This window comes from Nocardioides sp. N13(2025) (assembly GCF_051912545.1).
Taxonomy (GTDB): Bacteria; Actinomycetota; Actinomycetes; order Propionibacteriales; family Nocardioidaceae; genus Nocardioides.
Genome location: NZ_CP196809.1, coordinates 1303075 through 1323367 on the forward strand (window position 1 = coordinate 1303075; position 20293 = coordinate 1323367).

The 20293-nt window shown below is 71.0% G+C and carries 20 protein-coding genes and 2 pseudogenes; 13 read left to right on the top strand and 9 right to left on the bottom strand.

What is annotated here, in order from left to right; all coding sequences use genetic code 11:
- Positions 1–45: 45 nt before the first annotated feature.
- The 3 genes and pseudogenes from ACS3YM_RS06260 (at position 46) to ACS3YM_RS06270 (ending at position 479) form a co-directional block, all read left to right on the top strand.
- The gene (locus tag ACS3YM_RS06260) at positions 46–216 is read left to right on the top strand and encodes a hypothetical protein (protein ID WP_439939932.1); all 171 of its coding nucleotides are present in this window, start codon (positions 46–48) and stop codon (positions 214–216) included.
- A gap of 17 nt (positions 217–233) precedes the next feature.
- A pseudogene (locus ACS3YM_RS06265) lies at positions 234–281 on the top strand (hypothetical protein); the annotation flags it as partial.
- A 3-nt stretch (positions 282–284) separates the two neighbouring features.
- Positions 285–479 (top strand): hypothetical protein, encoded by a 195-nt coding sequence (locus ACS3YM_RS06270; protein ID WP_439939933.1) that lies wholly within the window; start codon positions 285–287, stop codon positions 477–479.
- Here ACS3YM_RS06270 and ACS3YM_RS06275 read toward each other — a convergent pair.
- From ACS3YM_RS06275 to ACS3YM_RS06285, 3 genes are all read right to left on the bottom strand, one after another.
- The gene (locus ACS3YM_RS06275) at positions 476–1222 is read right to left on the bottom strand and encodes a hypothetical protein (protein ID WP_439939214.1); all 747 of its coding nucleotides are present in this window, start codon (positions 1220–1222) and stop codon (positions 476–478) included. The two genes, ACS3YM_RS06270 and ACS3YM_RS06275, sit on opposite strands and share 4 nt — an antisense overlap.
- A 59-nt stretch (positions 1223–1281) precedes the next feature.
- Entirely contained in the window at positions 1282–1809 is a 528-nt protein-coding gene (locus ACS3YM_RS06280; protein WP_439939215.1) for a SigE family RNA polymerase sigma factor, read from the bottom strand.
- Between the two features lie 161 nt (positions 1810–1970).
- A complete protein-coding gene (locus ACS3YM_RS06285; RefSeq protein WP_439939216.1) occupies positions 1971–2891 on the bottom strand; it encodes a phytanoyl-CoA dioxygenase family protein in 921 nt (306 codons plus the stop codon).
- Positions 2892–3020: 129 nt separating this feature from the next.
- Between ACS3YM_RS06285 and ACS3YM_RS06290 the strand changes: the two genes are divergently transcribed.
- The 4 genes from ACS3YM_RS06290 to ACS3YM_RS06305 all read left to right on the top strand — a co-directional run bounded on the left by ACS3YM_RS06290 (position 3021) and on the right by ACS3YM_RS06305 (position 8636).
- Positions 3021–4514: a hypothetical protein gene (locus ACS3YM_RS06290; protein WP_439939217.1), complete on the top strand. Its 1494-nt coding sequence runs from the start codon at positions 3021–3023 to the stop codon at positions 4512–4514.
- A gap of 166 nt (positions 4515–4680) precedes the next feature.
- Positions 4681–5814, top strand: a complete 1134-nt coding sequence (locus ACS3YM_RS06295) for a serine hydrolase domain-containing protein (RefSeq protein WP_439939218.1) — start codon at positions 4681–4683, stop codon at positions 5812–5814.
- A 46-nt stretch (positions 5815–5860) separates the two neighbouring features.
- Positions 5861–6451, top strand: coding sequence for a class I SAM-dependent methyltransferase (locus ACS3YM_RS06300; RefSeq protein ID WP_439939219.1), 591 nt, complete (start codon positions 5861–5863; stop codon positions 6449–6451).
- An 85-nt stretch (positions 6452–6536) separates the two neighbouring features.
- Entirely contained in the window at positions 6537–8636 is a 2100-nt protein-coding gene (locus ACS3YM_RS06305) for an elongation factor G-like protein EF-G2 (RefSeq protein ID WP_439939220.1), read from the top strand.
- A 23-nt stretch (positions 8637–8659) separates the two neighbouring features.
- Here ACS3YM_RS06305 and ACS3YM_RS06310 read toward each other — a convergent pair whose 3' ends face one another.
- Positions 8660–9073 carry a VOC family protein gene (locus ACS3YM_RS06310; protein ID WP_439939221.1) on the bottom strand — a complete coding sequence of 138 codons (414 nt, stop codon included), beginning with the start codon at positions 9071–9073 and terminating at the stop codon, positions 8660–8662.
- A gap of 29 nt (positions 9074–9102) precedes the next feature.
- Positions 9103–10116 carry an App1 family protein gene (locus tag ACS3YM_RS06315; protein ID WP_439939222.1) on the bottom strand — a complete coding sequence of 338 codons (1014 nt, stop codon included), beginning with the start codon at positions 10114–10116 and terminating at the stop codon, positions 9103–9105.
- Positions 10117–10571: 455 nt separating this feature from the next.
- Here ACS3YM_RS06315 and ACS3YM_RS06320 point away from each other — a divergent pair, with 455 nt between their 5' ends.
- From ACS3YM_RS06320 to ACS3YM_RS06335, 4 genes are all read left to right on the top strand, one after another.
- The gene (locus ACS3YM_RS06320; RefSeq protein ID WP_439939223.1) at positions 10572–11240 is read left to right on the top strand and encodes a Type 1 glutamine amidotransferase-like domain-containing protein; all 669 of its coding nucleotides are present in this window, start codon (positions 10572–10574) and stop codon (positions 11238–11240) included.
- Between the two features lie 185 nt (positions 11241–11425).
- Positions 11426–12763, top strand: a complete 1338-nt coding sequence (locus ACS3YM_RS06325; RefSeq protein WP_439939224.1) for a phosphoribosyltransferase family protein — start codon at positions 11426–11428, stop codon at positions 12761–12763.
- A complete protein-coding gene (locus ACS3YM_RS06330; protein ID WP_439939225.1) occupies positions 12760–14094 on the top strand; it encodes an erythromycin esterase family protein in 1335 nt (444 codons plus the stop codon). Before ACS3YM_RS06325 ends, ACS3YM_RS06330 begins: the two co-directional genes overlap by 4 nt.
- 111 nt (positions 14095–14205) lie before the next feature.
- On the top strand, positions 14206–14430 hold the full coding sequence (locus ACS3YM_RS06335; RefSeq protein WP_439939226.1) for a hypothetical protein: 225 nt from the start codon (positions 14206–14208) through the stop codon (positions 14428–14430).
- Positions 14431–14455: 25 nt separating this feature from the next.
- On the opposite strand, the gene ACS3YM_RS06340 is transcribed toward ACS3YM_RS06335, so the two are convergent.
- The gene (locus tag ACS3YM_RS06340) at positions 14456–15820 is read right to left on the bottom strand and encodes a DUF222 domain-containing protein (RefSeq protein ID WP_439939227.1); all 1365 of its coding nucleotides are present in this window, start codon (positions 15818–15820) and stop codon (positions 14456–14458) included.
- A gap of 93 nt (positions 15821–15913) precedes the next feature.
- Between ACS3YM_RS06340 and ACS3YM_RS06345 the strand changes: the two are divergent.
- A pseudogene (locus ACS3YM_RS06345) lies at positions 15914–16813 on the top strand (IS1595 family transposase); the annotation flags it as partial.
- A gap of 117 nt (positions 16814–16930) precedes the next feature.
- On the opposite strand, the gene ACS3YM_RS06350 reads toward ACS3YM_RS06345, so the two are convergent.
- The 3 genes from ACS3YM_RS06350 to ACS3YM_RS06360 all read right to left on the bottom strand — a co-directional run bounded on the left by ACS3YM_RS06350 (position 16931) and on the right by ACS3YM_RS06360 (position 19703).
- Entirely contained in the window at positions 16931–18439 is a 1509-nt protein-coding gene (locus tag ACS3YM_RS06350; RefSeq protein WP_439939228.1) for a hypothetical protein, read from the bottom strand.
- A gap of 103 nt (positions 18440–18542) precedes the next feature.
- Positions 18543–19397, bottom strand: a complete 855-nt coding sequence (locus ACS3YM_RS06355; RefSeq protein WP_439939229.1) for a slipin family protein — start codon at positions 19395–19397, stop codon at positions 18543–18545.
- Between the two features lie 81 nt (positions 19398–19478).
- The gene (locus tag ACS3YM_RS06360; protein WP_439939230.1) at positions 19479–19703 is read right to left on the bottom strand and encodes a hypothetical protein; all 225 of its coding nucleotides are present in this window, start codon (positions 19701–19703) and stop codon (positions 19479–19481) included.
- A 126-nt stretch (positions 19704–19829) separates the two neighbouring features.
- On the opposite strand from ACS3YM_RS06360, the gene ACS3YM_RS06365 reads away from it, so the two are divergent.
- Positions 19830–20273, top strand: a complete 444-nt coding sequence (locus ACS3YM_RS06365) for an ester cyclase (protein ID WP_439939231.1) — start codon at positions 19830–19832, stop codon at positions 20271–20273.
- Positions 20274–20293: the final 20 nt, after the last annotated feature.

Consider the following 20293-nt stretch of genomic DNA (forward strand, 5'->3'; position numbering starts at 1 on the left):
TCTGGTGGCAGGTCCGTCGACCTGTCGGTCCGGAGGGAGCACCCCATGAAGCGCCTGGTCCTCGGCACCCGCAAGCTGCCCGTCACGTCGGCGTGGCTCGTGCCGGTCATGATCTCGTCGGTCCTGGTCGTCGTGGTGTCCGCCGCCGCCGCGGCCGCGATCGAGACCCGGACCGTGGACAGCTTCCCGCGGGCCTGTGGTGGGCCACCAGCCTGATCACCACGGTCGGCTTCATCGGCGAGCCTCCCGAGACCACGGCCGGCGCCCTCCTCTCCGCGCTGCTGATGGTCCTCGGGTTCCTCCTGCTGGCGATGGTGAGCGCCTCCCTCGCGGCGCTCTTCGTCCGTGAGGAGGAGCTGCCGCTCCACGAGGAGGAGTCGTCCAAGGAGCAGGAGATGCTCGACGCGCTGCATCGCCTCGAGCTGCGGCTCGAGGCGATGGAGACGCAGCTCCAGGGGCGCGGCGGCCACCCGTCCTAGTGGGCCGTGCCGGCCCGCAGCGCCGCGACGTACCCCTGGCCGATCCGCCTCCAGAGACGGATCACGCGGTCGAGCTCCTTCGGCCGCAGGTCGGGCTCGTCCACCTTCTCGAGGGCGGGGACCTCGGAGGCGTGGGTGTCCTCGATCCATGCCCAGAACGGGTCCCAGGCCAGCTCGAAGTAGTCGTTCGCGCCCGCAGACGTCTCGAAGTCGACGACTTCGCCGGCTCGGACGGTGACGGTGAAGAGGTTGCCGGGGAACGGGCCGCGTCCGAGTGCGTCCAGACCGAGGATGTTGAACGTGTAGAGGCACCCGACCTGCGTCCCGTCGGGGGTCAGGGCCTCGGTCTGGAAGCACCCGTCGAGCTGGGTGTCGGCGTCGAGTGCCTCGTCGAGCCGGTTGTGCCGCAGCCAGCCGTTCCTCCCCGAGCGGCTGCCGAGGCTCAGGGTCGCGTCATCCCCCACGAAGGACGCGGCGAGCCTGCGGTCGAAGGCGGCGTACGCCGACACGAAGTCGTGGGCGAGCTGCTCGTCCGCGTTCAGTGGTGCGGTCGAGGTCGTCGGCGGGGTCGGGCTGGTCGCAGAGTCGGGTTCGTGCCCAGCGGGCCAGAGGACTGCTCCGGACACGACCAGGGCAGCTGCGACGAGACCACCCACCGCCCATCGGCGGTGGCGACGGTGACTCGCCTCGTTCCCGAGGTCCAGCGTCTCGCGCAGCTCGGACTCGGTGTCGGTGCGGCTCATTGCTTCCTCCGCATGGTCAGTGAGCGCCGCAGTGATGAGGTGCTCGAGAGGGGTCGGTGTCATGGCTCGAGGTCCTGACGTCGGGAGAGCGCGACCAGGCCGCGGCTCGCGTGGGTCTTCACCGAGCCGCGGGAGATCCCGAGGGTCTCGGCGATCTCGGCCTCGGACTGGTCGAGGTAGTAGCGGAGCACGACGACCTCGCGCTGCCGACGAGGCAACGCGCAGATCGCCTGCCACATCCGGTCGGAGTCCTGGTGGACGACTGCGCTCTGCTCGGCCGAGGGGAAGGCGTCCGCCGGCTCCTCCAAGCGCTGCGTGACGGCGGACAGGGTGCGACCGCGACGGAGACGTTGGCGCCCACCGTTGACCACGCACTGGTTCAGGTAGGCGACAGCCGCAGATGGGTCCCGGAGCAGTCGCCAGCGGCGGTAGAGCGTGAGGAAGGCGTCCTGCACGACTTCCTCGGCGGTCTCGCGGTCATCGACGAAGACCGAGGCGAGTCCGACGAGGCGGCGGTGGTGGGCCATGAACAGCTGGGAGACGGCCGCGGCTCGGCCGGCTTGCGTCCACACGCGGAGCTCGGCCACGGGGCCCACCTCTTCCCGCCCGACGACTTCCAGACGGCCAAGAACGTCCATACCGGATGAGATGCTCCAGCGTCCCGCTCGTTGACACGACCGGCAAGATCGCCGCGCCACCGCGCGGTGGTCCAGCCCACCCGTGCGCGCTGGCCCGTGGTCGGTGCTCGTCAGAGCGACGAACGCCACGGAGTCATGTCGAGGCCGGGATACCGCTCAGCGACCCCCGTCAGGGTCTCGGGGGTCCAGTACGCGTGTCCCGGCGGAGGAAAGCCGAAGAGCTCCAGCTGCCGGGGACCTGCCTGCTCCACGAACTCGTACCAGTGCGCGTGGTGGCTGCGATCGGCCCAGGCGTGGCGGTGGGCCCACTCGGCAGCCACCGGTCGGTAGTTGAGGTGCATCGTGAAGCGTGCGCCGCGGGGTCGGGTGATCGCGGAGCCGCGGTGCACTGTCTGCGGCTGGAAGGCGACGACGGTGCCGGCCGGCCCGGTTGCCGGGACCTCGCTGTCGTACAGGTCGGAACGGCCGCGGGAGACGAATCCCTCGTCGTCGTCGCTCGGGTCGTTCCGCGGGAAGAAGTTGGGCTTCGCCGGCAGCGCGTCCGTGACGCTCGACCGCGGGACCATCCGCGGCGCACCCAGCTCGGTGCTCACGTCGCACAGGAAGACGAAGAGCTCGACCTGACGGAAGGCCGGATCCCTGGATGGCACCAGGATCGTGTGGTTGAGGTAGTCGCGGTGCAGGTCCTGGTCGTAGTCCGCTGCGCCCTCGTACTTCGCCCACGCCTCCGCGGAGTAGAGCCGGATGTCCGAGGTGCCGAGCAGCGTCGAGGCCAACGAGACGAGTGGCTCGCAGACCGGCACGCGGTTGAGGGCGAGGTTCCCGAACGGGAAGCTGTCGATGCCGTTGAACTCGTCACCCAGGAACCGTGCGTTCCGTCCCGGGTCCACGCCGTCGTGGAAGTCGTCCGCTGAGGGGAACAGCAACCCGAGGTCACCCACGGCTGGCGCGAGCACCTCGGCGGGCAGGTACGCAGGCAGGATCACGAAGCCGTCGTCGTTCCACGCTCTCGCTGCTGCGCCCAGGTCCATGCCCCAGTCCTATCCGGAGATCGTGGGACGGTGCACCTCGGTTTCACCCGACGCAGTGTTCGAAAATAGTTCTCCACAGATACGTTCGGGCTGGTCAGGATGTCGGTGGCCTCGTCTAGCGTTGTTCGCATGACCACCGACCTCCTGGACCTCGACCCAGCCGGGCTCCTGGCCGCCTCGACCGAGGCCGAGCGAGCCGCCCGGCTCGCGGAGGTCCACAAGCTCGAGGTCCTCTCGGCCTGGGCGAGCCTGCACTCCACCGACCCGACCCAGGGCCCCGACGGCCGGCGGGCGCGGCAGGTCGGCAACGTGCTGCGCCAGGTCGGCGGCGATGGCACCCCCGGGGTGCAGGACTTCAGCCTCGGCGAGATCGCCCTGGCCCGCGGCGCGGGCGTCACCGCCACCCAGCACGCGCTGGCTGACGTGCTCGACCTCGAGCACCGCCTGCCCCTGATCTGGGCCGTGTGCCGACGTGGCGAGGCCGAGGTGTGGGTGGCCCGCCGGATCGCGAAGCTCTCCCGCCACCTCCCCCTCGACAGGGTCGGTCTCGTCGACAGCGCCCTGTCGCGGATGATCGCCACCGAGGGCATCCGCCGGATCCTCGACGTCGCGGCCGCCAAGATCATCGAGGCCGACCCCGCCCTCCACGACGAGGCGTGCGAAGCCGAGCGGCGCCGCCGCTACACGCGGATGAGCCGCACCGACGAGTACGGCCTGCGCACCCTGTTCGCCCGCATCGAGGCCGGAGATGCCGTGGCCGTGGATGCCACCGTGACCCGGGTCGCGGAGATCATCGAGCCGCTCCACCCAGAGGCCCACCCCGACACGCTGCGCGCCATCGCCTTCGGGTGGCTGGCCCGCCCCGCCGAGCTCTTCACCCTGCTCCTCGAACACACCACCTCTGAGCACGAGCACGAGCACGAGCCCGAGCTGGACCTGGACCTGGACCTGGGGCTCGACGAGCCGGAGGAGCCAGACGAGCCGGAGAAGGCGGAACCGGTGATGGCGCGAGCCTTCGCGTTCCCCGCCGACCTCCTCGACGCGCTCCGCGTCCTCGATCTCACACCCCTGGCCCCCAGAGCCGTGCTGCACGTCCACCTCCACGAAGCCGCGCTGCATGGGGAAAGCGGCGTCGCGCGCGTGGAGGGCCTCGGCGCGGTCACCCTGACCCGGCTCGCCGAGCTGCTGGCCCGCACCAGGCTGAAGGTCCAGCCCGTCAAGGACCTCTCCGACCGGGTCCGGCTCACCGCCTACGAGCACCCCGAGTCGCTGCGCGACCAGGTCCACCTCGTCACCGGCGGCGACTACTGGCCCTGGGCCGGCTCCACCAGCCGCCACGTCGACCTCGACCACCCCACGCCGTACGACCACGGCGACGACGAGCGAGATCCCCCGCCGGACCAGACCGGCTCCCACAACTCCGGCCCCCTCGGCCGGCAACACCACCGCTGGAAGACCCACGCGGGCTACCAGTCACGCCAGTGCGGCGAAGGCCGCTACGTCTGGCTCACCCCACACGGCCTCGGGTTCCTCGTCGACCACACCGGCACCCACCGCCTCCACCCCGAACACGCCCGGAGGATCCTCGACGCACCACCCGGCGTCGACGTCTACGTCACCTGATGACCTGGTCAGTCTCCGAACAACCGGGGAAGCCCGCAAGGGTAGATACGAGGTGTCGACGGGTGAGGGCAGCGAGCGTATTTTCGATGGATCGGGTCGGCGTTCTCAGGCAATGCCTGCCGTCGAGCGCAGTGGATGGGACTCCCAGGAGGGAGGGCGGCGAGCGATGCGTTCAGACCTGCGCCAGGTCGCGACCGCTCAGATCCTGGTCCTGGTCACCGTCCTGCTGGCCGGCTGCAGCTCGTCCCCACCGGCACCGCCCGCAGGACCGACCACTGCGGACCTGGGGGCCGTGGTCGATGGTTTCGTGGACGACAGCCTGTCTCCTGGCATGCGCAACCGACGGGCGATCCTGGTCTCGGTCGACGGCACGACGGTGGTCGAGCGCTACTACGACAGCAGCACCAGCGAGTCCGCAGAGGTCGCGTCGGTCACCAAGAGCGTCCTGTCCACACTGATCGGCATCGCGGTGTCCGAGGGTCTCCTCGAGCTCGACCAGGAGCTGGACGAGCTCCTTCCCTCCTACGCCGACGAGATGACGCGCGAGGTGGGCGCGATCACCGTCCGACAGCTGCTCACCATGACGGCGGGGCTCCCACCTGATGGCAGCGCGGGCCCGCGAGCCTCCGGAAGCGACTGGGTCGCCGGCATCCTGCAGCGGGGGACGGCCCAGCCCCCCGGCCAGGGCTTCGCCTACTCCAGCGTGGGCAGCCACGTGCTGGCCGCCATCCTGGTCGAGGCCTCGGGCAGGCCGCTCCTGGCCTACGCGAGGGAGAAGCTATTCGACCCGCTCGGGATCGACACCACGCCAGCATTCCAGCCCGTGCTGGCCGAGGCGCCTGGTCGCGTCGGGGAGCGCCGGTTCCGGGTCTACGAAGAGGCAGGGTTCGCCTGGCCGCGCGACCCGCAGGGCATCAACGTCGGCTGGGGCACCCTGAAGCTGACCGCTGCGGACATGGTCAAGCTGGGCAACCTGTACCTCCTCGGCGGAGCGTGGGAGGGCCGACAGGTGGTTCCCAGCGGGTGGATCGAGGAGGCGACCACTGCCGCCGTCCGCACGGGAGTCGGTGGCTTCGGGGGACCCGGCTACGGCTACCAGTGGTGGGTCACCTCGGCCGGCGGTCACCCGGCGTTCGCGGCGATCGGGTACGGCGGGCAGATCATCGAGGTCGTCCCTGACCTGCGTCTGGTCGTGGTCGCATCCACGTGGATCGACGACACCACCGGCTTCGATGCTCGCGTCTGGCAGACCATGGTCGACCTGGCCATCGTTCCGGCACTCGACCCGGACGTGGCCTGAGGCCGACCCCTACGTGCATGTCTGGAGCCTGTGGCAGCCTGACCGCGTGGCCGACGGAAAGGTGAGCTGGCAGGACTACAACGACGCCCAGATGGACCGGCAGCCGCGCCCGCTCACCACGAGGCTCCTCGAGCTCGCGGGCCCGGGGCACGGGCGACGGGCGGTCGACCTGGGCTGCGGCAGTGGCGTGGAGACACGCGCGCTGGTGACGGCCGGCTGGCACGTGACGGCGGTGGATGCGGATCCCTCGATGCCGCCTCGCCTGGCCGACCTCGTGGCCGCCGGTCAGGTGGACACCGTCGTGTCCGACCTGCGCGAGGTGGCGCTCGCGCCGACCGACCTGGTCCACGGCAGCCTGAGCCTGCCCTTCGTGCCGCGGGCGGACTTCGCCGCGCTCTGGGAGCGCATCGTCGCCAGTGTGCGGCCGGGAGGCTGGATCGCCGTCGACCTGTTCGGGTGGCGTGACGACTGGAGCAGCGCACCGCAGCTGAGCTTCCACGACCGTTCGGACGTCGACGACCTGCTGACGGGCTTCGACGTCGTGGAGGTCCTCGAGGAGGAGCGGGACGCTCCGTCGTTCAACGGCGCCGTGAAGCACTGGCACGTCCTCCACGTCATCGCCCGCCGTCCCGGGTGACTCACCCTTGCCTCGCGGGGGCGGATCGGGCGAGAGTGAGCTGACACGTCTTGGACCGTCGGAACACGGAGCAGGAGCGGCCACGGTGAGCAGAGAATCGGGCGGCGCTGTCAACCAGGCCGGCCCTCCGGTCGCAGTCCGGCCGGAGGGGATCCGCAACGTCCTGGTCGTGGGTGCGGCGGGTGCGGGCAAGACCACCCTCGTCGAGCGGCTGCTGGTCGAGGCCGGGGTGCTGAACAGGGCCGGCAGCATCGAGGACGGCACCACGGTGTGCGACTTCGAGGAGGTCGAGCACCGGCAGCACCGCTCGGTGGCCCTCGCCCTGGCACCGCTGGTGCACGACGGGGTGAAGGTCAACCTGCTCGACGCACCCGGCTACGTCGACTTCGTGGGCGAGGTGCGAGCCGGCCTCCGGGCGGCTGACTGTGCCCTGTTCGTCGTCGCTGCCAACGAAGGGGTCGACGAGCCGACGCGAGCGCTCTGGCGCGAGTGCGCCGACGTGGGCATGCCCCGGGTCGTGGCCGTCACCAAGCTCGACCACGCCCGCGCCGACGTCGACGGGGTCGTCGCCCAGGCGCGGAGCGCCTTCGGCGACAAGGTGCTGCCGGTCTACCTCCACGACGGCGGGCGTCTCGTCGGCCTGATCTCCGACGACCACGGGCATGACGCGGAGCGGGCGGCCCTCCTCGAGGGGATCATCGAGGAGTCCGAGGACGAGACGCTGATGGAGCGCTACGTGGCGGGCGAGCCCGTCGACACCGAGCTCCTCCTCCGAGACCTCGAGCTCGCCGTCGCCCGGGGATCCCTCCACCCGGTGGTGCCGGTCGACGCGACCACCGGGGTGGGTGCCGCCGAGCTGCTCGACCTCATCGTGGCCGGCTTCCCCTCGCCGCTCGAGCACCCCATGCCGACCGTCTGGACCCCGACCGGCGGCCGTGGCCCGGAGATCGCGTGCGACCCGTCCGGACCGTTGGTCGCGGAGGTGGTCAAGACGACGACCGACCCCTACCTGGGGCGGGTCAGCCTGGTCCGCGTCTTCTCGGGCACCGTCCTGCCGGACGCGGCCGTGCACGTGTCCGGGCACCGCTCGGCCTGGGACAGCGGGGGCGACCCGACGTCGAGCCACCCGGACCACGACGAGGACGAGCGGATCGGGTCCCTGTCGGTGCCGCTGGGCAAGGCCCAGCGCCCGGCCCCGGCCGTGGTCGCGGGCGACCTGTGCGCGATCGGGCGGCTCAGCCGGGCCGAGACCAGCGACACCCTTGCCTCCGTCGACCTGCCGCTGGTGCTGGAGCCGTGGCAGATGCCCGACCCGCAGCTGCCGGTGGCGATCCAGGTCCGGACGAAGAGTGACGAGGACAAGCTCGGCTCGGGCCTCCAGCGGCTCGCCGCCGAGGACCCCACCCTGCGCGTCGAGCACAACGAGGAGACTCACCAGGTCGTGCTGTGGACGATGGGGGAGGCCCATGCCGACGTGCTGCTCGACCGGCTCGCCAGCAGGTACGGCGTAGCCGTCGACGAGGTCGAGCTGCGGGTGCCCCTGCGCGAGACGTTCGTCCGCCCCGCCACCGGCCACGGCCGGCACGTCAAGCAGAGCGGCGGACACGGGCAGTACGCCGTGTGCAGCATCGAGGTCGAGCCCCTGCCGCAGGGTGCCGGGTTCGAGTTCGTCGACCGGGTCGTCGGGGGTGCGGTGCCCCGCCAGTTCATCCCCTCGGTCGAGAAGGGCGTCCGGTCGCAGATGAGCCACGGGCTCGAGACCGGCTACCCGACGGTCGACCTCAGGGTCACGCTGACCGACGGCAAGGCCCACAGCGTCGACTCCTCCGACATGGCGTTCCAGACAGCCGGCGGGCTGGCCCTGCGCGATGCAGCGACACGAGCAGGGACGTGCCTCCTCGAGCCGCTCGACGAGGTCGAGGTGCTCGTCGCCGACGGCCTGATCGGGACGGTCATGGGCGACCTGTCCGCGCGGCGGGGCAAGGTCCTGGGCAGCGACCCGGCCGACGAGCCGGGCATGGTCGTGGTCCGGGCGCACGTGCCCCAGCTCGAGCTGCGCCGCTACGCCGCGGACCTGCGCTCGCTCTCCCACGGCTCGGCGTCGTTCACCCGCACCTTCGCCCGCTACGAGCGGGTCCCGGAGCAGGTCTCGTCGAAGCTGGGGGCCGACGCCCGCTCACTGTGATGCCGCTCCGCCGGGCTTCACCACTAGGACCGCGGCTGCATGGGGTTCGCGGCCCGCTCCTCCTCGCTGCGGAGGATGCAGAACTCGTTGCCCCACGGGTCCTGCAGGACCACCCAGCCGATGCCCGGACCGTAGTGGTCGCGCCGGTCGGCCACCTCCGTCGCGCCGAGGGCGACGACGCGCCGCACCTCCTCGTCGCGACTGCCCGCGTGCGGCTGGATGTCGAAGTGGATGCGGTTCTTGCCGTGCTTCTCGTCCGGCACCTCCACGAACAGCAGCCTCTGGCCGCTCTCGGGCGAGGCGATCAGGCACTCCTCGTCACCCGGCCCGTAGGGCTCGTCCGCGACCTCGACGTAGCCGAGGACCTGCTTCCACCACTCGGCGTGCTCGAAGGCGTTCGCACAGTCGATCGTCGTGTGCGCGATGAAGGACGTCATGCTGCCCATCGTGCACCCGCCGCGCGGGCTCAGAGCAGGTCGAGACCCGTCGCGTGCCGGCGTACGACGTCGGTGTCCGCGGCCAGGACGAACGGGACCTCGGACCCCCAGGCGTCCGAGACCTCCTCCACGCGCCCGTCGCCCGGATCCAGCCGGACCTCGCGGATGTAGACCGCGAGGATCCGGTCCGGGTAGTCGCGCACGATGTCGGCGTAGATCTGGGGGTCGTGCTCCCCGGAGTCGCCCAGGAGGACGAACGGCAGGTCCGGGTGGAGGTCGAGGACCTCCCGGATGCGGTCGTGCTTCTGCTCGCGCCCGGCCCAGGTGCCGAGCAGGTCGCGCAGCAGCACCGGGCCGAGAGGGAACCCGCGGTGGCGCAGGAACTCGACCAGGAAGGAGTGCAGGTTCCACGGGCTCGACGAGACGTAGAAGACCGGGTTCACGCCCGCGGCGAGGTCGCGGTAGAGCTCCGCCGCCCCGGGGAACGGCGTCCGGGTCAGCGCGGAGCCCGTGAGGGTCTGCAGCACCATCCGGCCCGCTCGCTGGACGCCGGTCTGGAGGATGGTGTCGTCGACGTCGGAGAGGATCCCGAACCTCGCACCGGCCCCCGGGACCCGTACGTCGACGGGTGCGGACCGCGGCCCGGTCGTGCCGCGGTAGTCGCCGCGCAGCTCGACCGATCCCCGTGTCCACGGGCTCTCCAGGGTCTCGGGCGTCGTCGGGACCCGGACGTGGAAGTAGCCCTCGGAGTCGGTGACGGTCTCGGCGCTGACGTTGGCGACGGTCACCGTGAGCGGGACGCCGGGCAGGTCGTTGGTCAGGAAGTGGCCGACCGTGCGGCGTACGGCGGCCCCGACGCCCTCGCCGTCGACGGCCTCCGACCCCAGCGGGTTGTCCAGCACCCGCCCCCGCACGAAGGCGCCCGCCGGGCCGGCGTGGCCGATGTAGGGCTCGATGCGGAAGTGCGCCGGCGCGCGGTCACCGCGGAGGCGGACCCGGTCCCACGTGCGCTCGATGGCGACGGCGAGGCGGCGGACGTCCATGCAACCACCGTAGGGCTACCCCCTGACGCCGTTCGCCCGCGCCACCGCGGCAAGCCCCTGACACGGGTCCGGGCCGGACCACCCCGGTCATCGATCGAACCTTCCACGTCGGCTGTCCCCAGAAATCCTCAAGTGCCTGCCGAGCCGGCGAGACGCGCGTACCTTCGAGGCCATGAACGAGCTGCCAGCACCTCGAACGTCCATCGACGTCCTGGCTGACCTCGCTCAAGTCCTTCGGGAGCGTTCTGCAGTCGCACAGGGGACGACTGCACCGACGCGCTGATCCCGGCAGGACGCTCTGCGGCTCGAGAAAGGTGGTCGCGGGGCGTCTGGTCCCCAGCACGAGGCGCAGTCTCGTTCGTCGAGTGCGGGTGGTGCGCGGACGATGACGTCCCCGGGGCGGACGTCGTACGGTCGGGGCAGCGCCGCCATGGCCATCGAGCTCGGGAGGACCCGTGAAGCTGCTTCTCACGTCCGGGGGCGTCACGAACGCCAGCATCCGTGACGCGCTCGTCGAGATGCTCGGCAAGCCCATCGCCGACTCCAGCGCCCTGTGCATCCCCACCGCGATGTACGGGCACCCCAACGTCGGTCCCGGGGAGCGGGCGTGGCAGTTCACCAGCGGGCGGGAGCCCAGGAACCCCATGGTCGACCTGGGGTGGAGGTCGATGGGCGTGCTGGAGCTCACCGCCCTGCCCAGCCTCGACGAGGAGCGCTGGGTCCCTCTGGTGCAGGAGACCGACGTGCTCCTCGCGGCGGGCGGCGACGTCCTCTACCTGTGTCACTGGATGCGGGAGTCCGGGCTGGCCGACCTGATCCCGTCGCTGGACGACACGGTGTGGGTGGGCCTGAGCGCGGGCAGCATGGTGATGACGCCCGAGGTCGGGCAGGACTTCATCCAGTGGCGGCCACCGTGCGGCGACGAGTCCACGCTGGGGCTCGTCGACTTCTCGATCTGCCCGCACCTGGCTCCCGACGGCATGCCGGGCAACAGCATGGCCGAGGCGGAGCAGTGGGCCGCCGGCATCTCCGGCCCGGCCTACGCCGTGGACGACCAGACCGCGATCACGGTCGTCGACGGCACCGTCGAGGTCGTCTCGGAGGGCCTGTGGCGGCGGCTGTGAGGGCCGGCTACACGGCTGCGGGCTCGTTCGCGTCGACCGGCACCGACGCGAGCGGGAAGCTCGACCTCGCCGCTCGTCGAGCGACGGCCCCCTGATCGACTCGGGTCCAACGGCTCTGGTCCGGTACAGCCGGGGCAGGCACGGTGGCTACAACGACCTCAGTCATCACCTGGGCGGGAGTGGCCATGAGCGGTTTCCTCGACCGAGCAGACGGGGGGCGACGGCTCGCCGCCCGGCTGCAGCACCTGCGCGGCCGCGACGTGGTCGTGCTCGGGATCCCGCGCGGCGGGGTGCCTGTGGCGTTCGAGGTGGCGCGGTCGCTCGGCGCGCCGCTCGACGTGGTCGTCGTACGCAAGCTCGGCGTCCCCTGGCACCCCGAGCTCGCGATGGGCGCCATCGGCGAAGGGGGATACCGGGTGCTCGACCGCGCCCTGGTGGCGCGAGCGGGCGTCGATGCGACCGAGCTGGCCGCCGTGGAGCGTCGGGAGCGGCAGGTCCTGGACGAACGGGTGGCGCGACTACGGCGGGGTCGTGGGCCGGTCGACCTCTCCGGCCGGGTCGCGGTCGTCGTCGACGACGGCATCGCCACCGGCGCGACGGCCCGGGTCGCGTGCGAGGTCGCACGCCACCTCGGCGCGGAGCGGGTGGTGCTGGCGGTCCCCGTGGCGCCGGCCGACTCCCTGCGCGCCGTGACCGAGGCGGACGACGTCGTCTGCGTGGAGACGCCGGACCCGTTCCTGGCGGTGGGCAACCACTACCGCGACTTCGGCGCCACCAGCGACGAGGAGGTCGTGGCACTCCTCGACCGCGCCGAGCGGGCACCGAGCAGCCACGACACCGCGGTGCCGCCCGTTGATGCCGACGTCGCGATCCGGCTCGGGACGGTGGTGCTCGAGGGGCATCTGCACGTGCCCGCGCAGCCGCGCGGCATGGTCGTGTTCGCGCACGGCAGTGGCAGCAGCCGGCACAGCCCTCGCAACCAGTACGTCGCCTCGGTGCTGCAGCAGGCGGGACTCGGCACCCTGTTGCTGGACCTGCTCACCTCGGAGGAGGAGCGCGATCGGCGCAACGTCTTCGACATCGGCCTCCTCGCCGAGCGGGTGGCGGGTGCCGCTTCCTGGCTGCAGGACCGGCCCGAGACCGCCGACCTCCCGATCGGCCTGTTCGGCGCCAGCACCGGCGCCGCCGCGGCCTTGTGGGCCGCCACCGAGTCGCCCCGACCGATCGGCGCCGTGGTGTCGCGGGGCGGGCGCCCGGACCTCGCCGGCGCACGGCTGCCCCTGGTCGCAGCGCCCACGCTCCTGATCGTCGGCAGTCGCGACTCGGAGGTGCTGAGGCTCAACCAGCGGGCGCGCGCGCAGCTGCGCTGCCCCAGCCGGCTGGCCGTCGTCGAGGGTGCCGGGCACCTCTTCGAGGAGCCGGGGACGCTCGCCCGCGCGGCCGTCCTGGCTCGTGACTGGTTCGTCGAGGAGCTCGGTGGGGGAGGCCGGCCGCTGGCCCCGGCTCGGAGGGAGGCCGGATGAGCCCGCACCGCCACGGGGCGCACGAGGCCGATGCGCCGAGGGAGATGCTGGGGGAGATCAGGTCGCTGGCCCGGAGCCTGCGTGGCGTCGACGACCTCGACCCGCTCGTCGATCGCCTGGGGCCGCAGCGCTTCGTCTGCCTCGGGGAGGCGTCACACGGCACCCACGAGTTCTACCAGTGGCGGGCCGAGCTGAGCCGACGACTGATCCTGGAGCACGGCTTCACCTGGATCGGGGTGGAGGGGGACTGGCCCGACTGCTCGCGGATCAACCGGTGGGTGCGCGGGGAGGAGCAGCAGCACCTCGACGCCGTGCACCTGCTCGCCGACTTCGAGCGCTGGCCGACGTGGATGTGGGCCAACCACGAGGTCGCGGAGTTCCTCGACTGGCTGCGCCAGGAGAACCTGGCCCGCCCGCCCGACCGCCGAGTCGGCTTCTACGGCTTGGACGTCTACTCGCTGTGGGACTCGCTGCGGATCATCGTCTCGTGGCTCGAGGCCAACGAGCCGCGCGCGTTGCCGGCCGCGATGCGAGCCTGGCAGTGCTTCGTTCCCTACGGCGAGGACCCGCACCACTACGCATGGAGTACGCGGCTGGTGCCGGCGTCCTGCGAGGGCGAGGTGGTCGGGCTGCTGACGGAGGTGCGTCGGCGTACAGCTGACCTTGCCGGGCTCGACGAGCGTGCGTTCGACGTCGCACAGAACGCGGAGGTCGCCGCCGGAGCCGAGCACTACTACCGGGTGATGGTGCGGGGCGACCGCGAGTCGTGGAACATCCGCGACCGGCACATGGCCGCCACCATCGACCGGCTCGCCCTCCACCTCGGCCCGGCGTCCAAGGGGCTGGTGTGGGAGCACAACACCCATGTCGGCGACGCCCGCGCGACCGACATGGCGGCCGGTGGGCTCGTCAACGTCGGCCAGCTCGTGCGAGAACGGCACGGGGCCGAAGGCGTGGCGCTGGTGGGCTTCGCAGCGTACGAGGGCTCAGTGGTCGCCGCCCGGGCCTGGGGCGAGCCCGAGCAGGTGTTCCGGGTGCCGACGGCGAGACGGGGCACGCACGAGGACCTCCTCCACCAGGCGCTCGGGCACGCCGCCGTGCTGGACTTCGGCACGGCCCCGGCAGGTGCGTGGCTCGCCACGCGCAGGGGGCACCGTGCGATCGGCGTGGTCTACGACCCACGTCAGGAGCAGGGCAACTACGTGCCGACAGTGATGGGCGGTCGCTACGACGCGCTGGTGTGGTTCGAGCGTGCCCACGCGCTCCGCCCCCTCCACCACGAGGCGCCGCCGCGCGAGCCCGAGCTCGAGACCGAACCCACGGGCTTCTGACGACCAGGCGCGGCGCGGCGCCAGAAATACGAAGGACGGCGAATGTACGCCGGGGGTTCCGAGGCGGACCGTGGTGGTCACAGGGACACACGTGAATCTCAGGAGCCCACCATGCACGTCCACAGCTGCATCACGTCCCGCACCCGCACCATCGGCCTCTCGACCATCCTCGCGTCGGTGGCCGTCGTCGCCCTCGCCGGCTCGGCCCACGCCGGGTCGACCAGCGACACCGAGGAGCCGTACAGCCGGCCCTGCTTCATGGTCCGGTCGCACTGGAACGTCGCCCTCGACGGCCCGCAACCCATGTGCCCGGTCCCGACCGGCACCGAGCACTAGGACGGGTCCGGTCTCACCTGTTCGCTCATGCCACTTTCGGCGCCCACGCCAGGTCGACGCGGATGTCTGGCCTGGCTGTCGGTCTGATGAGCGGTCTGATGGGCGGTGGTGTGGATCGGTAGCGGTGGCCGGTGGGGGTGGTGGTCTCGATGGTGTGTCGGGGGCCGGGGCGTGGCCGGGCGGACCATCCGGAGGCTTCCTTGGCGTAGTTGCAGGCCTCGCAGGTGCCTTGTCCGTTGTGTGCGGCTGTGGGGCCGCCCAGCGCGTTGTCCTCGGCGTGGTCGAGGTGGCGGATCGGGGCGTCGCACCAGCGGGTGCGGCAGGTCTGGTCGCGCAGGCGTAGGAACCGGGCCAAGGCGCCGGTGAAACGGCGGGCGCGCGAGTCCATCGCGACGAGCTCCCCGGTGTCGGGGCGGGCGTAGAGCCGGCGCACCCACACGTCGAGGTCGGCGTCGAGGTGGTCGGCGATCCACTCGCGCAGCAGGTCTCCGGGGACGGGCCCGTAGTCGTCGAGGTGGCCGCCGGCGGTGTCGTCGCCGAGCAGCACGGTGTCGGGCACTACCAGGTTGAGGACGATGGGCAGCTCGGTGCCGTCGGTGACGGCCGCCAGGTGAGGGGAGACGATGCGCTGGACGAGGGTGTCGGCCATGATCTGCCCGCGGCGGCGCGGGTCGCCGGCCGCGCGCAGGCGGTCGGCTTCCCGGTGGAGCACGGCGTGGACCGCGACGCCGGCCTTGACCGACAGCAGCGCGCCGAACCAGGTCATGGTGTCCGGCGCGGGCCGGAGGGTGGTGTGCCGGTCGGCCTCTGCCTGGCGGCGGCGTTCGGCCACCGAGGCGGGGTCGAGGGCACAGGCTCGGGCGCGGACGGTGTGGGCGAGCTCGCGTTCGCCCATGGCTTCCAGGGCGTCGAGGTCGGCGCCCAGTTCGGTGTCGATGAGCCGGCGGTCGTCGCGCGCGAGGCAGGCGGTCTCCCGGGCGATGAGGGTGGCTTTCCACTCGGTGATCCGGCCGGAGCGGAGTGCTGCGAGTGTGCGGGGCATCTCGCGTCGCAGGATCTTTGCGAGGCCGAGGTGTCGCTCGCCGCGGTGGGGCGACTCGCGTCGGGCGAGTGCTACCTGTGCGGCGATCCCGCGGCCCTGGCGTGCGGCGGGCACGCCGGCTGCTGCGGCTGCTGCGCGCTGGGACTCATCGAACTCGGTGGTCAGGATCGCCTGGGCGCCCGCTGCGGCACAGCTCAGGCGCTCGAGGGCGCCGATGAGGTCGATCCGCTCGGCGTCGGAGCGTCCTCGACCGTCTCCCTGCAGCTCGGCGATCCAGTCCTCGACCGCCTGGCGCGTCGGCAGCGGAGCCACTGTCGCGGCGCCTTCGATGCGTCCAGGCTCGATCATGCGTCCTGCATCTCTGCTTGAGTGCAGTAGCCTCGTTGGGTGAGTCTCGAGCACCCGGTTGGTGGCACGGACTACCCGCGGACCTTCCAGGAGATGCGGGAGTGGTTTCCCGATGACCAGGCATGTCGCGACTATCTGGCTGGGCTGCGTTGGCCGGAGGGTTTCTCGTGCCCTGCCTGTGGCAGCGGATCGCACTGGCGCACGGCCAAGGATCTGCGGATGTGTGCCGAGTGCGGCCTGAAGACCTCGGTGACGGCCGGCACGATCTTCCACCGTTCCCACACCCCGCTGTCGACCTGGTTCGCCGCGGTGTGGCTGGTGACTTCGCAGAAGAACGGGGTGTCAGCCCAAGGGCTGCAAGACGTCCTCGGGTTCGGGTCGTACGAGACCGCGTGGGCCTGGCTGCACAAGCTCCGTCGCGCGATGGTGCGCCCTGAGCGAGACCTGATTGGCGGTCAGGACGGCGCACCCGTCGTGGAACTGGACCAGAGCTTCCTCGGCGGCAAAACCGCAGGTCAGGCCGGCGGAGGCAGCGACAAGGTCCCGATCACTATCGCCGTTGAGCGCACCGCGGCCGGCCGCCTGGGCCGGGTCCGGCTCGAGGTCGCCGACAAGGTCGGCGGGCTCGACATGATCGAATTCGCCACTCAGGTCATCGCCCCCGGCACCACGATCCACACCGACGGCGCCCGCATGTTCCAGCGCTTCCCGGGCCTCGGCTACCCGCACGAGGCCACGCCGAGCACCAAGAACAGCTACGCAGTGGAGGATCGTGACGCTGTCATGCCCGGACCCCACCTGGTGTCCTCACTGTTGAAGCGATGGACCGCCGGCACGCTGCACTATCGACTGAGCCAGGCGCACCTGCCCTACTACCTCGACGAGTTCACCTTCCGGTTCAACCGGCGCAACTCACGAGCCCGAGGGATGCTCTTTTACCGCCTGCTCCAGCAGGCAGTCGACACCGATCCCCATCCGTTGAAGGACTTGATCGGCGGCTGAGCGCCAACTGCACTCAAGCAGAGATGCAGGTCATGCGTTCGACCCTACGGAAGGCCACCGACAGTGGAGAGTCGTCCTCCACAGAGCTGATCTCGTCGGCCCAGGTGGCTACTCCGGCAGCGGTCCGGGCGACGGTTCAGACGAGATGGCCCTCTCGCTGGGACCATCGATGTCCTCATCCAGGTGGCCAGCCGCGCCGACCACGACACCCGTCCGGTGCTCCGAGGCTGCTGCCACGGCGAGATGCGTGTGGCTGCCCGCCGGATCAGGTTCCGCGGCGCCGTCCTGTGAGGAGTAGTCGGTCGACGCCAGAGCGGCGGGGACGGTGTCGTCGAGCTCGGGTGGTTCGACGTGAACCGGGCGCAGCTTGGGAGGCGCGGCGGCCCAGGCTCGTAGTGAGCCGAGCACGTCGCCGTAGAAGCCGTCTACGGAAGAGAGAACTGAGTCGATGAACGAACCGCGCCCCCGGCCACGCTTGGTGCCGAGCGTCGAGGTGACCGCCAGTCGGAACGAGCGGAGCTCCTTCGACGGGTCGAGAACGAGCGCAGCAGGGTTCTCCCGCACGGTGCTCAGGAGCTCGGCCGCCTGCGACCCACGTGCGTGGGCGACGAACGCCTCGACTCGCGTGTTGTCAGATGCGTTCTTGAGCTGGCGGATCAACCAGTTCACCCGTGTCGTGGCTCGGCCCTCCTTGGGAGCGTCGACGTCGACATGGCAGGTGACCTTGCCCGCGCGCAGGTCTGCGGTCACGACCAGATGACCCACGGTGCCAGGGATACGAATGGCCCCTGACAGCTCTCCCGTGGTGCACAACATCTGCGTCAGCGCTTGGGCGCGCACCACGGGGTCGGCGGCTTCCTTGCGGGTGAGGACGGGGACAACCTCGGTGCCGAGCTGGCGCCCCAGCTGCAGACTGGCGAATCGGAGCAGGGCGTCGAAGCGGGCCACCACCTCGGCGATGCCCTTGTCCGAGGCGCGCAAGGTGCCGGCGGCGACCTGGTCCCGCACCCCGACCCACGCTTCGCCCATGTCGTCGAACTCCAGCGCTCCGGACTTGCGGTGCTCGAGGTATCGGATCAGCTCTCCGAGGATCCAGGCCTGGTCCGGGTCCGCGACACCGCGGAACTCCTTCTGCATGACCGCCTCAGCGAGCACCTGCGACCACGAGACATGGTGCAGGGCGACCTTCTTGAGCTTGCGCTTGTCGACCTTGGTCGGATGCTGGCCGGCCACGGCCGGGATCTCGTTGGAGATGGTGATGACGGCGTCGTAGTTGTGCTCGCGGGCGATGTCGAGGTAGTTCTCCAGCTGCTCGGGAGCCAGCTGGTTGGGGCCTGTCTTGACCTCCACCAGCGCGGTCCATGTCTTGGCGCCGCGAGAGACCCTGATGAGTCCATCCGGGTACAAGCGGCGCTCACCCAGGACGAACGGGACTTCGATGAAGCACTCGATCGTCCCGCTCGGGGCACCGAAAGGTTGCACGAAACCACGCCCGAACTCGCGGACAGCCGACAACACCGCCAAGAGTGCCGAGGTCGCGCGCCGCTCCTGCTCCTCAGCGCCGTTGATGCCCGAGGTGGGAATCAGGCGTGCCTCGTGCCATGCCTCTTCAGCCATTGGTGGTCCCCCGTGCTTGTCCGATGGGTCGACGCGCGTCGTCCAGCACGACGGCAGGTCCGGTCACGCTAGCGAAGGACACCGACGTCCGCGGGGAATGCGGCTAACCCGACGCCTCGTGCGGCTCGCGTACGGCCGGTGGCGAGGGCGGTATCGCCGTGTCCTCGGCTGAGGCCTGGCCGCGGGGCGGGGTGGACAGGTCCGTCGCAACGGCCTCGAAGTAGCGCAGGAGCTCGACGGGGAACGGCAGCACGAGGGTCGAGTTCTTCTCGGCCGCCACCTCGACCATCGTCTGCAGCAGCCGCAGCTGGAGCGCGGCCGGGGTGGCCGCCATGACGGTCGCCGCCTCGGAGAGCCGTTGCGATGCCTGGAACTCACCGTCCGCGGTGATGATGCGGGACCGGCGCTCGCGCTCGGCCTCCGCCTGGCGCGACATCGAGCGCTTCATCGAGTCGGGCAGGGCGACGTCCTTGATCTCCACCCGGTCGATCTCGATGCCCCAGGACGCGGCCGGGCTGTCGAGCATCACCTCGAGGCCCTGGTTGAGGTGCTCGCGGTTGGACAGCAGCTCGTCGAGGTCGCTCTTGCCGATGATCGAGCGCAGCGACGTCTGCGCCACCTGGGCGATCGCGAAGCCGTAGTCCTGGACCTGGACGACCGCGTTGAGCGGATCGATCACCCGGTAGTAGACGACGGCGTCGACGCGCACCGTCACGTTGTCCCGGGTGATCCCGTCCTGGGCCGGGACCGGCATCGTCACCACCTGCATGTTGACCCGCTTCATCCGGTCCACGAAGGGGATGAGCATGGTGAACCCGGGAGTCCTCGGCTGGGTCTGCGCCCGACCCAGCCGGAACACGACGCCGCGCTCGATCTGCTGCACGACGCGCGCGCTCGCCCCGAGCAGCACGCCCCCGGCGAGGGCAACCGCTCCGAGTGAGTAGAGCAGCACGTCCATGACGACTCCGGTCGTGATGAGAGCCTCGTCATCGAGCGTACTCCGGCGGACGGATCGCCTCCAGCAGCAGCAGCCGCAGCTTCAGGCCCCGCCCCGGACGTGCCGGGCGGCCAGCCAGCTCTCGAACCGACCCGCGGCCGTCGCCAGGTAGCGGCGCATCCGCGTCTCCAGCTGCGCGACGTCGTCGCGCAGCTCGAACATCTGGTAGTCGGCGAGGCGCTCGGGCGTGCACTCGTGGAGCGAGACGTCGGCCCGGTCCACGGACGCACCGCACTCGCCGCAGGGCATGTACCTGGACCTGAACATCACGCCACCTTCTCTCTCCTCGACGGTACCCAATTTCCCCTGTTTGAGCTGTCCCGTCTCGTTGCCCGCGACTGGGTGCGGGTCTAGCGTGGACCGAGGCTGGCTGGCGCCAGAGCGGAGGCTCACATGGCAGACAACGCAGACCTCGCACGCAGGTTGCACGAGGCGTGGAACGAGCGGAACTTCGACGAGATCGCCGAAGCGACAGCCCCCGACTCGACGATCACCCTCGTCGGCTCGGGCGACACCTTCGAGGGCGCGGACGGCTCACGCGCGTACAACACGATGTGGGCGGACGGCTTCCCGGACGGGAAGGTGACCATCGACCGGGTCATCGCGTCGGGCGACCACGTGGTGGTCGAGTTCACCGGCCGGGGCACCCACACAGGGACCCTGGTCACCAGCATGGGAGAGATCCCGGCGACCGGACGGTCGCTGACCCTGCAGCTCTGTGACGTCATGGAGTTCAAGGACGGCAAGGTCCAGAGTCAGAGGACGTACTTCGACTCCGGATCCATGATGGCTCAGCTCGGCCTCGGAGCCGAGCAGACGGCATCCCAGCAGAGGTAGATGTAGGACGCACCACCGGC

Excerpts from the sequence above, each read along its gene's own strand:
- ACS3YM_RS06285 (WP_439939216.1), bottom strand. The coding sequence starts at position 2,891 with ATGGACCTGGGCGCAGCAGCGAGAGCGTGGAACGACGACGGCTTCGTG.
- ACS3YM_RS06275 (WP_439939214.1), bottom strand. The coding sequence starts at position 1,222 with ATGAGCCGCACCGACACCGAGTCCGAGCTGCGCGAGACGCTGGACCTC.
- ACS3YM_RS06365 (WP_439939231.1), top strand. The coding sequence starts at position 19,830 with ATGGCAGACAACGCAGACCTCGCACGCAGGTTGCACGAGGCGTGGAAC.
- ACS3YM_RS06295 (WP_439939218.1), top strand. The coding sequence starts at position 4,681 with ATGCGTTCAGACCTGCGCCAGGTCGCGACCGCTCAGATCCTGGTCCTG.
- ACS3YM_RS06310 (WP_439939221.1), bottom strand. The coding sequence starts at position 9,073 with ATGACGTCCTTCATCGCGCACACGACGATCGACTGTGCGAACGCCTTC.
- ACS3YM_RS06290 (WP_439939217.1), top strand. The coding sequence starts at position 3,021 with ATGACCACCGACCTCCTGGACCTCGACCCAGCCGGGCTCCTGGCCGCC.
- ACS3YM_RS06260 (WP_439939932.1), top strand. The coding sequence starts at position 46 with ATGAAGCGCCTGGTCCTCGGCACCCGCAAGCTGCCCGTCACGTCGGCG.
- ACS3YM_RS06360 (WP_439939230.1), bottom strand. The coding sequence starts at position 19,703 with ATGTTCAGGTCCAGGTACATGCCCTGCGGCGAGTGCGGTGCGTCCGTG.
- ACS3YM_RS06335 (WP_439939226.1), top strand. The coding sequence starts at position 14,206 with ATGCACGTCCACAGCTGCATCACGTCCCGCACCCGCACCATCGGCCTC.
- ACS3YM_RS06270 (WP_439939933.1), top strand. The coding sequence starts at position 285 with ATGGTCCTCGGGTTCCTCCTGCTGGCGATGGTGAGCGCCTCCCTCGCG.
- ACS3YM_RS06340 (WP_439939227.1), bottom strand. The coding sequence starts at position 15,820 with ATGATCGAGCCTGGACGCATCGAAGGCGCCGCGACAGTGGCTCCGCTG.
- ACS3YM_RS06325 (WP_439939224.1), top strand. The coding sequence starts at position 11,426 with ATGAGCGGTTTCCTCGACCGAGCAGACGGGGGGCGACGGCTCGCCGCC.
- ACS3YM_RS06350 (WP_439939228.1), bottom strand. The coding sequence starts at position 18,439 with ATGGCTGAAGAGGCATGGCACGAGGCACGCCTGATTCCCACCTCGGGC.
- ACS3YM_RS06355 (WP_439939229.1), bottom strand. The coding sequence starts at position 19,397 with ATGGACGTGCTGCTCTACTCACTCGGAGCGGTTGCCCTCGCCGGGGGC.
- ACS3YM_RS06315 (WP_439939222.1), bottom strand. The coding sequence starts at position 10,116 with ATGGACGTCCGCCGCCTCGCCGTCGCCATCGAGCGCACGTGGGACCGG.
- ACS3YM_RS06330 (WP_439939225.1), top strand. The coding sequence starts at position 12,760 with ATGAGCCCGCACCGCCACGGGGCGCACGAGGCCGATGCGCCGAGGGAG.